Origin of the sequence: Gynuella sunshinyii YC6258 (genome assembly GCF_000940805.1) — a bacterium.
Classification (GTDB): domain Bacteria; phylum Pseudomonadota; class Gammaproteobacteria; order Pseudomonadales; family Natronospirillaceae; genus Gynuella; species Gynuella sunshinyii.
Map to the genome: position 1 here is coordinate 506,909 of NZ_CP007142.1, position 15,034 is coordinate 521,942.

The 15,034-nt window shown below is 48.5% G+C and carries 6 protein-coding genes; 3 read left to right on the plus strand and 3 right to left on the minus strand.

The genetic code is table 11. The features are described from left to right. Nucleotides 1–356: 356 nt before the first annotated feature. Nucleotides 357–8,579, plus strand: a complete 8,223-nt coding sequence (locus tag YC6258_RS30825) for a calcium-binding protein (protein WP_052830003.1) — start codon at nt 357–359, stop codon at nt 8,577–8,579. An 804-nt stretch (nt 8,580–9,383) separates the two neighbouring features. Here YC6258_RS30825 and YC6258_RS02325 read toward each other — a convergent pair. Next, nucleotides 9,384–10,046, minus strand: a complete 663-nt coding sequence (locus YC6258_RS02325) for a DUF6198 family protein (RefSeq protein WP_044615618.1) — start codon at nt 10,044–10,046, stop codon at nt 9,384–9,386. 176 nt (nt 10,047–10,222) lie between these two features. Beyond that, nucleotides 10,223–11,095 carry an N-carbamoylputrescine amidase gene (gene aguB / locus YC6258_RS02330; RefSeq protein WP_044615619.1) on the minus strand — a complete coding sequence of 291 codons (873 nt, stop codon included), beginning with the start codon at nt 11,093–11,095 and terminating at the stop codon, nt 10,223–10,225. A 149-nt stretch (nt 11,096–11,244) separates the two neighbouring features. Between aguB and YC6258_RS02335 the strand changes: the two genes are divergently transcribed. Both YC6258_RS02335 and YC6258_RS26910 read left to right on the plus strand, forming a co-directional pair. Next, the gene (locus YC6258_RS02335) at nt 11,245–11,739 is read left to right on the plus strand and encodes a prepilin-type N-terminal cleavage/methylation domain-containing protein (protein ID WP_044615620.1); all 495 of its coding nucleotides are present in this window, start codon (nt 11,245–11,247) and stop codon (nt 11,737–11,739) included. A 7-nt stretch (nt 11,740–11,746) separates the two neighbouring features. After that, nucleotides 11,747–14,506 (plus strand): putative bifunctional diguanylate cyclase/phosphodiesterase, encoded by a 2,760-nt coding sequence (locus tag YC6258_RS26910; RefSeq protein WP_052830004.1) that lies wholly within the window; start codon nt 11,747–11,749, stop codon nt 14,504–14,506. Here YC6258_RS26910 and YC6258_RS02345 read toward each other — a convergent pair. Then, the gene (locus tag YC6258_RS02345; protein ID WP_044615621.1) at nt 14,454–15,026 is read right to left on the minus strand and encodes a phosphoribosyltransferase; all 573 of its coding nucleotides are present in this window, start codon (nt 15,024–15,026) and stop codon (nt 14,454–14,456) included. The two genes, YC6258_RS26910 and YC6258_RS02345, sit on opposite strands and share 53 nt — an antisense overlap. Between the last annotated feature and the right edge of the window lie 8 nt (nt 15,027–15,034).

The window sequence follows — 15,034 nt, forward strand, 5'->3', positions numbered from 1 at the left end:
TTCGGAAAATGGATATTTCTGCTAGCTCACCGTACTGATCATAGTCAGACAGGTTGTTGCGGTTATTTGCGAATTCAGCGGGTAAATGGATGCTTCAGTAGCATTTATCTGTTGACTGGCACCCTGGAAAAACATCGGTGATTCCTGGTGTCCGAAACCGCATTGACCTCCCGTCAATGCAGATGCATCCCTGCATCACTCAATGAACCCGATTGCGGGTCATAAACCATGATAACTGTCTATGATGCTGACAGGGCATAAACGCGCCTACTGTTTGCGCGCATATGTTCATACAGGCCACACAATAAGAATACGGCAGCGGCAGGTAGACGTACTCATATAACAAGGAGACAGACATGCAAAATAAATCACTGGATCAGCAAACCCTCAGCACGATTGATGGTACCAATGGTGCCGATCATCTTAGCGGTACCGATGGTGACGATACCCTGAACGGAAAATATGGAAACGATTTTCTTGACGGTGGAGAGGGTAATGACCTGTTGGATGGTGGCAGCGGCGATGACATCCTCAATGGCGGAGCCGGTCAGGATACCCTGAAAGGCGGTGCTGGTAACGATACTCTGAATGGCGGTACCGGTGATGGAGACATCCTCGAAGGCGGTCAGGGCAATGATACCTATCAGTTCAACCTGGGGGATGGCAATACCACGATCAACAACTACGACACAGATATAGATCACTACGATGTTCTGCAGTTTCTGGAAGGAGTCAGTGTTGATGATGTTGCCGTCAGGCGCGATGACGACAATCTGCTGCTGACCATTATCAGTACTGGTGAAGTCATTACTGTCAGTCATTATTTCGATAACAGCGATGAATACCTGATCAGTGCATTTCGGTTTGCCGATGGCACTGAATGGGATCGTGGCACCATCCTGTCCATGTCCATGCAGGGCAGCGAGGCTGATGACACCCTGTACGGTGATAATTCCGGCAATGTGATTTCCGGTCAGGCCGGCAACGATGTCATTTACGGCAATAACGGTCACGACCAGTTATCCGGTAACGAAGGTGACGACACTGTTTACGGCGGCTATGGTAACGACACCCTGGAGGGTGGCGAGGGTGATGATATTCTGCATGGCGACAGCGGTGACGACACCCTGACCGGCGGAACTGGTCAGGATAAACTGTACGGTGGCGATGGTTATGACACGCTGCGTGGCGGCAGCGGTGATGGCGACTACCTGGAAGGCGGCCAGGGTAACGATACTTATCAATTTGGCCTTGGTGACGGCAACACCACCATCAACAATTATGACACCACGGTTGACCATACAGATGTACTGCAAATGCTGGAAGGGATTAACCCTGAAGATGTTACTGTCAGACGCGATGATGATCATTTATTACTGATATTAAGTAGCGGTGAGATCATAACGGTCAGCCACTATTTTGATGAAAGTTCTGCTTATGTTTTAAGTGTCGAGTTTGCAGACAATACGCTCTGGGATTTCGATACCATTCAGCAAATGTCCATGCAGGGTACCGACGGTGACGACATCCTGATCGGTTCTATCCATAATGACAGCATCTCAGGTCAGGCCGGCGACGATATTATCTTCGGAAATATCGGTCATGATCATCTGTATGGTAATGAAGGCGACGATACCTTATACGGCAACAGCGGTCGCGATACTCTGGAAGGCGGAGAAGGGGACGACACCCTTTTCGGTGGCAGGAACGATGACGTACTGCTAGGTGGTGATGGTCAGGATTACCTCAGTGGTGATGATGGTAACGATATTCTGCGCGGTGGTGCCGGCGATGGTGACATATTGGTGGGTGGCCAGGGCAACGATACTTACCAGTTTGCCATCGGCGATGGCAACACCACCATCAATAACCAGGACAGCACTGTCGGTCATCACGATGTTCTGCAATTTCTGGAAGGGGTTGAGGCCGACAACGTATTTGCCCGCCGCGATGGTGATAATCTGGTTCTGACCATCATCAGTACTGGAGAAGTCATTACCGTTACCAGCTATTTTGACGCCAGTCAGGAATTTATACTTGATGAAATCATCTTCGCCGACGGGACAACCTGGGATATTCCCACCATTGAACAGCTGGTGATTCAGGGAACCAGTGGCGATGACATACTCATCGGTTATGACAGCGATGATAATCTCGATGGTCTTGAAGGAGATGACACTCTCTACGGTAACGGTGGTGACGATACTCTGACTGGCGGTGCTGGTAACGACATACTGATCGGTGGTGCCGGCCAGGATACTCTGGAAGGTGGTAGCGGTGACGACATTCTGCGTGGTGGAGCCGGAGACGGCGATATCCTGACCGGTGGTCTGGGTAACGATACCTATCAATACCATATCGGTGACGGCAATATCACCATCAACAATGAAGATGCCGGTGAAGGTCACTCTGATACGTTGCAGTTTCTCTCCGGTGTATCTGCAGACGATGTCGAAGTACATCGTGAGGGTAATAACCTGTATTTGACGATAGTCAGTACCGGTGCAGTGATTACCATCAACAACTATTTTGATACCGATAATACTTACGTTATCAATAGTATCGTCTTCGATAACGGTACTGTGTGGGATGTTACAACGATCCAGTTAATGTCGATGCAGGCCACCCCTGACGACGACATCCTGCTCGGCTTTGAAAGCGATGATGTGATTCATGGCGGTGGCGGCAACGATACCATCTTTGGCAACAACGGCAACGATACACTTTACGGTGACGAAGGCGATGACATTCTCGATGGTGGTGCCGGTCAGGATAGTCTCTATGGCGGCATCGGCAATGATATTCTGATCGGTGGGGAATATCTCGAAGGGGGTCTTGGTAATGATACTTACCGGATTTCCCTGGATGACGGCAATGTCATTATCAACAACTACGATACCGACGTCGAACATATCGATATCATTCAGTTTCTTGATGGTATCTCTCCTGACAATGTTACGGTTTACCGTGAAGGGGACAACCTGTATCTGACGATTGTCAGTACCGGTGCGGTTATCACCATCAATAATTATTTCAATACCAACAACGCTTATGTCATCAACAGTATTGAATTTTCCGATGGTACTGTCTGGGATATTGATGCCATTCATATTTTGTCCATGCAGGGTACCGATGGTGATGACAACCTGCAGGGCTTTGAAACCGACGATACCATTTCCGGACAGGGCGGAAACGACACCATTCATGGTTATGATGGCAATGATACAATTTTCGGTAATGACGGCGACGATATTTTATACGGCGATGCCGGCAACGACATTCTGATCGGCGGCGCCGGTAACGACAGACTGTACGGTGGTACTGGCAACGATACTCTCAACGGTGGTTCATATCTTGAGGGTGGATTGGGTAATGATATTTACCAGATTTCCATCAACGATGGCGATGTCATCATTAATAACTATGACACCACCATTAACCATGTCGACGTCATCCAGTTTATGGAAGGTGTCACCCCCGATGATGTTACGGTATATCGTGAAGGTGATAACCTCTATTTGACGATTATCAGTACCGGGGCAGTCATTACCATCAACAACTATTTCAATACTGACAATACCTATGTCATTAACAGTATTGAATTTTCAGATGGCACGGTCTGGGACATCGACCAGATTCAGATACTGTCCATGCGCGGAACCAATGGTGACGACAACCTGGTGGGTTTCGATTCTGACGATGAAATCTCAGGTCTTGGCGGAAACGACATCATTCATGGCGGTGCCGGAAATGACTCTCTCTACGGTAACAGTGGCGACGACAATCTCTATGGTGATGACGGCGACGATTTCCTACATGGTGGTGAAGGTCTTGATCATCTCTATGGTGGCACAGGTAACGATATATTACGGGGTGGTGCCGGTGATGGAGATGTACTGGAAGGCGGCCTGGGTAATGATACCTATCAGTTTGCCATCGGTGATGGCGACATTATCATCAATAACTACGATACCAACATCAACCATACCGATATCATTCAATTTCTCGATGGCATCAGCCCCGATGACGTTGATGTATATCGTGAAGGTAACAATCTCTATCTGACGATTATCAGCACCGGAGCCGTTATTACCGTCAATAATTATTTTGACACCAGTAACGCTTATGTCATTCACCACATCGAATTTTCTGACGGAACCGTATGGAGCATCAATGATGTTCGCCTCATGTCCATGGAGGGTACCGATGGTGATGACACCATTCTGGGCTTCGAAACAGATGACAGCATTTCCGGTCTTGGTGGTGATGACACCATCCATGGTAATGATGGCAACGACAACATCGAAGGCAATGACGGTGACGATACCATCTACGGCGGTAATGGTGCCGATACACTCAGTGGTGGCGATGGTCAGGATATCCTCTATGGTGAGGCAGGCAACGACATTCTTATGGGAGGTGATGGTCAGGACGACCTCTACGGTGGTGACGGTAACGATGTCCTGCGTGGTCAGGGTGGTAATGGTGACCTGCTGGTAGGTGGACTGGGGAACGACACTTACCAGTTTGGACTCGGTGATGGCCACACCACCATCAACAACTACGATACCACGACCGGTCATACTGATACTCTGCAATTCCTTGATGGTATCAGCCCTGATGATGTCGTGGTTCTGCGTGAAGATGACAACCTTTATCTGACGATAATCAGTACCGGTGAAGTCATCACCATCAATAATTACTTCAATACCAATAACGCCTACGTGCTAACCAGTATCACTTTTTCCGATGGCACGATCTGGAGCCTGGATGACATCAAATTGCTGTCTATCAAAGGAACCAGTGGCAGTGATGAACTGACTGGCTTTGAAACCGATGATGCCATTGATGGTCTCGGTGGTAATGACGTCATTTACGGTGGCGATGGTAATGACACTCTGACCGGTGGACAGGGTAACGACGTCATCTATGGCGAAAATGGTAATGACACTATCGATGGTGGCAGCGATCAGGATGAGCTGCATGGTGGTGCCGGTAACGATATTATCAGCGGTGGCAGCGGTCAGGACAAACTCTATGGTGAGGCCGGAAATGACACCCTGCGCGGTGGCGAAGGTCACGACGACTACCTGGAAGGTGGCCTGGGTAACGATACCTATCTCTATGGTATTAATGATGGCGATACCACCATCAACAACTACGACACCACTGTCGGACACACTGACGTCCTGACTTTCCTTGAAGGCATTGATCCTGCGGATGTCACGGTTAAACGCGAAGGTAACAACCTGTATCTGACCATCACCAGTACCGGGGCTGTTATTACCGTCAGCAACTACTTCCATACCAATAACTACTACGTACTCAGCAACATAGAATTTGCTGATGGTACTGTCTGGGATATTGCAACCGTACAACAGATGTCTCTGGCCGGCACCGAAGAGGCTGACACGATTCTCGGTTTCGATACTGACGATACTATCGATGGTTTAAGTGGCGATGACAACATTCAGGCGGGAGCTGGCAACGACACCATTACCGGTGGCAGTGGTAACGATACGCTCTATGGTCAGGATGGCAATGACCTGCTCGAAGGCGGCGCAGATCAGGATATCCTTTATGGTGATGCCGGTAACGATACCCTCCGCGGTGGCGATGGTCAGGACCAACTCTATGGCGGTGCCGGAAACGATATTCTGCACGGCGGTAGCGGCCATGACGACTATCTTGAAGGCGGCCTGGGTGACGATATTTACCAGTTTGCCCTGGGAGATGGTGACACCACCATCAATAACTATGACACCACCAATGGCCACAATGATGTTCTGCAGTTTCTCGACGGTATTAACCCGGATGATGTCACTGTTTCTCGCGTCGACAATCACTTATATCTGACCATTGCCGGCACCGGTGAAGTCATTACTGTTTCGAATTTCTTCGAGACCAGCGACCGCTATACCCTCAGTATCGAATTTGCGAATGGCAGTGAATGGGATGTGGCGGCGATTAAATCCTTGTCTATGAAAGGGACCCAGGATGCCGACACCATCATCGGTTTCGACACCGATGATTTAATTTCCGGCCTTGGTGGCAATGACACCATCTATGGTCGCGGCGGCAACGATACCATTTACGGTAATGATGGCAACGACATACTATACGGTGAACAGGGTAACGATATCCTGGACGGCGGAGATGATCAGGACATCCTCAATGGCGGTGACGGCAACGACATTCTGTATGGTGGTGATGGTCAGGATGAACTCTACGGAGGCGCCGGCAACGATACCCTGGACGGTGGCACCGGTCACGACGACTATCTTGAGGGTGGCCAGGGTGACGACACGTACATCTTCGAATTCGGAGATGGCAATACCACCATTAACAACTATGACACCACGGTCGGCCACAGTGATGTACTGCAGTTTCAGGAAGGTATTGCAGCCAACGATGTATCCGTTACTCGGGACGGTAATAACCTGCTGCTGACCATTGCCGGCAGCGGAGAATTGATTACTGTCAGCAACTATTTTGTCACCAATAACCGTTATGTGCTGAGCGTGGAGTTTACTGATGGCAGCAGCTGGGATGTAGCAACTATTCAAAGGTTGTCCATGCAAACCACAGAAGCCGCCGACAATGTTCTGGGTTTTGACACTGACGATGTTATCTCTGGTCTTGGTGGTAACGACATCATCAATGGTGGTGCCGGTAACGACACGCTGTCTGGTGATGATGGTAACGATACTATTGACGGTGGTGATGGTAACGACATTATCAACGGCGGTGCCGATCAGGATATTCTGAACGGTGGTAACGGCAACGATACACTGAACGGCGGTGTAGGTCAGGACAAACTTTACGGCGGTGCCGGCAACGACGTTATTCGTGGTGGTACCGGACACAACGACTACCTGGAAGGTGGTTCCGGTGACGATACTTATCAGTTTGGTACCGGTGATGGAAATACCACCATCAATAACTATGATACCGGTGTAGGTCATAATGACGTATTGGAATTCCTGGACGGCATAAGTCCGGAAGACGTGACGGTGACACGAGATGGAAACAATTTGTATCTCACCATCGCAGGTACTGAAGAGGTCATCACCGTTTCCAATTATTTTGCCACCAATAATTACTATGTCCTGAGCGCAATCAAGTTTGCTGATGGTACCAGCTGGAATGTCGAAACCGTTCAGCAGATGTCATTGCTACAGGCGACCGAAGATGCCGATACCCTGCTGGGTTTCGATTCTGACGATACTATCGTCGGTCTGGGAGGTAATGACAACATTCAGGGAGGTAGCGGGAATGACACGCTGAGTGGCGATGCCGGCAATGACACATTGTATGGACAGGACGGAAACGACACCATTTATGGAGGTGAAGATCAGGATACTCTTTACGGTGGCAACGGTAACGATACATTGTTCGGTGATGGCGGTCAGGACAAACTCTATGGTCAGGCAGGTAACGATATTCTGCGTGGCGGTAGCGGTCACGATGACTATCTTCAAGGCGACGCCGGCAACGATGTCTATCAGTTTGATAGCGGTGATGGCAATACCACGATCAACAACTACGATACCTCTAACAGCAACGATACCCTGCAATTCCTCGAAGGCGTAGATGCCGATGACATAACCCTCGGTAGGAACGGTGACAACCTGACACTGACCATCGGCAGTACCGGGGAAATAGTAACTGTCAGCAATTATTTTGCTTATGGCAATTATACGTTGCAGAACATCGTATTCGCCGATGGAACCAGTTGGGATCTTCGTCAGGTGCAGGTGTTATCGATGCAGGGCACCGATCTTGGAGACACAATCACTGGTTTTGGCACCGATGACAGCATTGCCGGTCTTGATGGCAACGACATTATTAACGCTGGTAACGGCAACGACACCATCAACGGAAATAATGGCAACGATACACTTCATGGCAACGCCGGCAACGATACAATCTATGGAGACAGTGGTCGTGACACGCTGTACGGTGACCAGGGTAACGATGCACTCTACGGGGGCTCCGGCAAGGATGCACTCTATGGTGGGGATGGCAATGACACTTTGCGCGGTGAAGGCGGTAATGGCGATTACCTCAGCGGCGGCGATGGTAATGACACCTATCTGTTTGGTCTGGGGGATGGTGATACCACGATCAACAATTACGATTATATCGCCAGCAGTAACCATTACTCGGATACTCTGCAGTTTTTGGAGGGTATCTCCACCGAGGATGTCAGCCTCAGCCGCTCCGGTAATAACCTGCTGATAACGCTGACCACCACCGGTGAGACCATTACCATCCAGAATCATTTCACCTATACCAGCAGTAGTTGGGATACTCGTCGTTACCGTCTCGACAACATCCGCTTCGACGATGGAACCACCTGGAACGCTACCACCCTGGATAGACTCGGGCCCACAACTCTGGCAACAGCGACAGACACAACCACGGTTGAAACGGACACCAGTACACTGGCAACCCGGCAGGTGGATCAGTTGATCAACGCCATGGCTACTTACAATATTGCCGAAGGCGCGGGTAACGTCATTCTGCAGGATGAACAGGAGGCTCTCAAACCAATGTTAGTGGCCAATTGGCAATAATCTTCTTTCATTGAGAGGCTGCTTCGGCAGCCTCAACGTGTGAATTTACGATTCAAACAGCTTATTACCAAACGGTAACACAGTCCCCAATTATTAATTTTGTTATCAAAAAAAGGCAAAAAGGAACCTACTGAAAATATCCTGGCTGCTATTCCACCGATAAAGTTTCTTCGTAACAAAAACAATAAATACTCTGCCAGTGATCAGTACCAGGATTTAAATAGATGGATAGAGGAATAGCGATTTGTTAGGTCAGTTTTCGATTGACCCACCGAAAATCAGCTCATTTTTCTGTAACATTTTTGTCATAAAAATCTTTCTTTCACGGTATATCAAGGCAGGAAATTTTTCTCACTCTGACTATTGAGGTATCAAAAAATCTCTTTTTTAAAACCAGATATATGTTGCAAGCCAATATCAATGCTTTTCTTTTAGAAGTGACATTCGCATAAAGTTATCAGAATAACACTTTTCAAATGTTACTCAGGCCCGACTGGATTGAGAACTGCAACACAAAATAATGGTTATCATCCTGCCAGTCATACTTTTTTCCTGTTGGCGCCAACACCCAGAATTACTACCATTTTATTAATGGCAATCAGAATTGATCCAAACGATACATGTATCACATTACTGAAAAATAACTAAAACTCGGATGATAAGTGCAATGTCTAAATCCACTCGGAACACGTGGCTCAATATCAGCTTTGTCAGTCTATCGATCATCTGGCTCTCGCTGATGCTGACGACAACCAGCAATGCTGGCAGCTTGCTGACGTTCGGACCTTAAAAGAGCGGAAAAGGTCAGCCAGTCTGCTGGCTCTTTGCTTTAGTCACCAGTGCTGCTTCTGCCTGCTCCAATTGATCACTGATTTGCGCGGGGTAAGGCTTGGCCCAGACAGGAGGACGGTGATAGCGACCTACCACTGAAGCCATCGTGAAAAACGCCAGTAGTGACCAGGCCACTTTATCCACATCAATCAAAACCAACGCCAGTATCATTATCAGAATATCCAACGCCAACGTGGTTTTGCCAGCATGGACACCAAAGCGTTTTTCAATATACAGCACCATGACGTTGAATCCCCCCAGTGATGACTGATGACGGAACAACAGAATCAACCCAAAACCAATCAGCAACCCCCCCAAAATTGCCACGATGGCAACCTGATCAATCTCAATATGAACAAATCGTCGCATCAGTTCACTCAACAACGTCAGCAGTGACACACTGACAAAGGTTCTGAGGGTAAAGCCCAGCCCCATTTGCAGATAGGAAAAGATATAAAAGGGAAGGTTGATGGTAAAAAACAATAAACCGAAGGAAAGGGGGGTAATCTGAATCAGAATCAGACTGAGGCCGGCTGTTCCGCTGATCAGCAACCCTCCGACACTGAGCAGATGAATGCCCAGGGCAACCAGAAAACAGCCTTCCACAATGGAAAGCCAACGATGAAATATTTGCATGTTCCGCTCCTCTAATCCTCTTGGGCTTTTGGCCGCCGGGGATATTAATCATTTGTCTTTTGGACAGTGGATGATTGTAAAGAAGCGGGTGAGTGATATACCAGCGATATTTTGTTGAGAGGGACTCACTCAATATGATGAGGGCCGGCAGTATCAGGTCTGCCAGCACCTCTTATTTACCAGTGTTTGCCATCCTTACTCAGTAATGGCCGATACAGTTCAGGACGCCGGTCCCGGAAAACTCCCCAGCCGCGACGGCTCTCAGCGCAGGCATCCAGATCCAGGGTATGTACCAGCACGGACTCCGTTACTTCATCCGCTTCACAGACTTTGGCTCCAAACTCATCGGTTATGAATGACCCCCCATAAAAGGTGATCTCAGAATCTCCCACCTGCTCCCTGCCAATCCGGTTACTCACAACAATTGGCGTCACATTGGCCGCAGAGTGCCCTTGCTGGGTGCGCTGCCAGTGATCTTTGCTGTTAATGCTTGCATCATGCGGTTCACTACCGATAGCCGTGGGGTAAAAAATGATTTCCGCCCCCATCAGCGCCAGTGCTCTGGCCGTTTCAGGGAACCACTGATCCCAGCAAATGCCGATACCGATCGTGCCGTATCGGGTATTGAAAACCTTGAAGCCGCTATCTCCGGGAGAGAAATAAAATTTTTCGGAATACCCGGGACCATCCGGAATATGGGATTTCCGATAGACATCGGACACACTGCCATCGGCATCAATCACAACGATGGAATTAAACAGACATTGGCCGGCTTGCTCATAAAATGAGACCGGCAATACGACAGACAACTCTTTGGCAATATCCTGGAAATGACGAATGGCGTCATTTTCGGCGACGGACCGGGCAAACGAAAAATACTCTTCATGCTGCTGCTGGCAAAAATACACACGCTCAAACAGCTCTTGCAGCAGAATAATCTGTGCACCTTTGGCGGCCGCTTTGCGCACCAGTTTCTCAGCATTACGGATATTCTCATGAACATCCCAGGTACAGCTCATCTGGGTGGCAGCAACAGTCACTTTACGCATAAACTATTCTCAACAGATCTGGTGAAACGGGCATTATGGTAGGCAGAAGAGGAATTACAACTTAAATTCGGCAAAATCATCGATTCCCCACTACAATTGGTATCATACTATCGAATGGCCTTTTTTCCTGTGGAATCATTTAAGTAATAATGTCGAACTCTAATCGCAATCGCCCGGCATTCCCGTCTCTCAATGCGGAGTATGGTGGTTACACCTTACTGGAAATTATCATTTCCATCGCCCTTATCGGAATACTCGTCTCCGTCGCATTACAATCGTATAGTGCTTACTTTGACAGAGTGGATAGAAACAAAGCTATCAGCGATCTTAAAATCATATCAACCTTGATTACCGCCTATGCCATGGACAGTGGTGGGGAGTTTCCAGACTCTTTGGCAGATGTAAATGCGGATGGCTATCTTGACCCATGGGGCCACCCCTATCAGTACCTCAATATTGCCAACAAGCGCGGCAACGGACATAACCGTAAGGACCGTAATCTGGTTCCGATCAACTCAGACTATGATCTTTACAGCATGGGAAAAGACGGCGAAAGCGTTGGGCCTTTGACCGCCAAACAAAGCCAGGATGACATTATTCGCGCCAATAACGGCGATTTTATAGGCCTGGCATCCACGTATTAACAATTGCATGAACATCACATTTTTCAGCAGCAAACTGGCTAAAAAAACTTTTTTGTTTTTGATATTGGCGGCTTTTGCCCCTCTGGTTTTGATTATTCTGGTCACTTACAGCCAATTCTCGCTGATGATTGACCAACACGATCATGATCAGCTAAAAAATGTCGCCAAAGAAAACGCTCTGCTGATATACGGCAAATTATCGTTTTCACGGCAATTACTCGCACAAATCCAACCAACTGAAAGTCTGGATTTTCAGCAGAGCTACCTGAAACTGTATTTTTCTGCTCTGGCAGAGGTGCAGCCGGAGAAACGCCAGTTATTCTGGGGACACATGGATAATCGTTTACTGGATCAGGTACTACAGGTTTCCGACAGACAATTACTGCTGCGTCCCGATACCGATCGCAGCGATATCTATTTGATTGTACCGTCCGGAATGGTCGCCAAGGTAAATCCGGCTTATCTGTGGGATGAGACAACAACGGTTCTGAACAGTCAGCCCTGTATTCTCACCAATAATTACCTGCCGGTGCACTGTCCTCAGCATGCAGATATAAAACCATGGCTGAAGAAGCTGCAGCAGGCCATTAATGAAAAACAGGAGATCTTTTTCTGGCATGAAAACGACAGCACCTCAATGTCATACTACTGGACATTGTTTATGGGGCATGAGTTTAAGGTCAACAACTGGATAGTCATTGCCGATAAACCGATCTCTGAAAGCCTTGCGGTTATCAGTCAATTTCGCAACATCTACTTTTCCGTGATTGCGCTGGCGATCTTAATGGTGATCTTGCTGGGTTCGGTTCTGATTCGCAAAAATCTTGATGTTATCACCCAACTCATTCAGGGGACTCAAAGGATTAAACAGCGGGATTTCGGTCATCAGATCGAGGTCTCGGGTAATGATGAGTTTTCCCAGCTGGCCAGTGCTTTTAACAGCATGTCAGACAGCCTGCATCGTTCCGTCCGGGAGTACACTGCCTTCGCCAATATAGACCGCAGTATTCTGGAATCCGTTTCCGGCGATCGTATTATCGCCGCCATTTTTAACAGTCTTTATCAGATTGCACCGTTTCATGACCTTATGATGGTCAACCTGACCAGACAAAGCAGTGAGCTGAACAGACTTTATTATCAAAAAGGCTCAACCCAGCCGATTCTCACTGGAGCGGAAGAACTGGAAATAACATCGGTGCTGGAGCAACTGCCGCACGACCAGCTGAGTTACAATCTGGAAATAAACCGTGATCTGGAACAGTTGATTTCGCTGTGGCAGCCAACTTCAAAAAACATTTGCGCGATACCGGTGACCCGACAGGACCGTCTACTGGCCTTTATTTTTGCAACACTGACAACGGCGCAACCGCTGGAGACAACGATCACAGCTCAGGTACTGAACTTCTCACAACGAACCGCAGTCGCCCTTTACGCACTGGAGCGGGAAGCCGTTTTCCGTCATCTGGCCAGATACGATGCACTGACTGATATCCCCAACCGGGTCACGCTTAAGCATCTATTCAGTACCACGTTAAACACGCCGGGCATGTTTGGCGCATTTTTGTTCATTGATCTGGACCGTTTCAAAAACATCAATGACACTTATGGCCATCTGCTCGGAGACTCACTGCTGACGAAGGTTGCCGGACGGATTACCACCCTGCTGAACAAGCAGGAGACGGTAGCCAGGCTCAGTGGGGATGAATTTGCCGTGCTGGTTGCCGGATCAATCGAACAGGATGTCGAAAAGCGGGTAGAGGATTTATGCAACGGCATAATCAATGCTATTAACAGTCCCTTTCATATAGATGCGCACGCTCTTCACGTTGGTGCCAGTATTGGCGTTACGCTGGTACCACAACATGCGAGTGATTTTCCCGAGGCCTTGCGATGTGCCGATACCGCGATGTATGCGTCGAAGAAGAAAGGCGGAAATTGCTTCACCTTCTATACCCCCGAAATGAGCGAATACCACGTCAAAAGAACCATTCTGGAACGCCACTTGCGAAACGCCATCGGTGAAAGAAACATCACCTTGCACTACCAACCCAAAGTGCAGTCGTCCAATTATGCGGTATCTGGTTTTGAAGCCCTGCTGCGTTGGAATGATCCGGTTTATGGACCCGTCTCTCCTTTTGAGGTCGTCACTCTGGCGGAGGAAATAGGGCTGATCACGGAATTGGGAAATCTGATTCTGGAGCTGGCGCTGGAGCAGTGGCAGCATTGGATAGCACAGGGTTATCAACCAGGCTCGCTGGCTGTCAATGTTTCGCCCTTACAGTTGCTATCGAACGAATTTACGGATGTTCTGACAAATGTTCTGCGTCAGAATCCGTTAGTCCCAGCCAAAAATCTGCAACTGGAAATCACTGAAGGCGTCATGATGCACAATGTCAGCCAGGTGCTGAAAACCCTTGCTGACATTCGTAAGCTGGGCATCAGAATTGCCATTGACGACTTTGGCACCGGCTACTCATCACTGTCCTACCTGATCGATATTCCCGCCGACATACTGAAAATTGACCGCAGTTTTGTCACCAAGATTGCCAGTGAGGAAAAGCCGGCTTCACTGCTTGGAACAGTGATCAACCTCGGTCACAGCCTGGGCTATGAGATCGTCGCCGAAGGGGTTGAGACCCACCAGCAGGCAGATTTTCTAAAACTCTGCCAGGTAGAACAGTTACAGGGCTATTTGTTCAGCAAAGCTTTGCCTGTCAGCGAGGTGGAAGCTCTGTATCTGAAAAAATCTCCCGCTCAATCGCTCTGACAAAGCCCTTCTGTTCATCAATTTCTTCGGCAGCCAGACCCACCAGCTCATAGGGAAACACCAGCCAGTCTTCAGATTTATGCAAACTGTAATCGGGTTTCAATTGCGTCTGATTACGCGACGGGTGTTCCCACAACGTTGCCACCCGGACATCCCTGGGCATATTGCGCTTCAGGTGTTGCTGTAGCCGCTCAATCACCGCCGCCACGGAACGACCAGTATTAAAGACATCATCGACAATCAACAAACCGTCATCAGCATTCAGAGTTTCCAGCAGATATTGGGTGCCGTGAACCCGGACTCTGGGTGTGGCACTATTGGGGTCATAGGATGTCCGCAGAGAAATATGATCGGTCTTCACCCCCAGAGTCTGCAAACATTCCTGCACGTAAATGCCAACCGCACTGCCACCTCGCCAGATGCCGGTGATGAAACTGGGTCGAAAACCGCTTTCAAATATTTCTACACCCAATCGAAATGAATCCTCGATCAGAGCCTGTTCATCGATAAATCGCTTCATGGAATTGC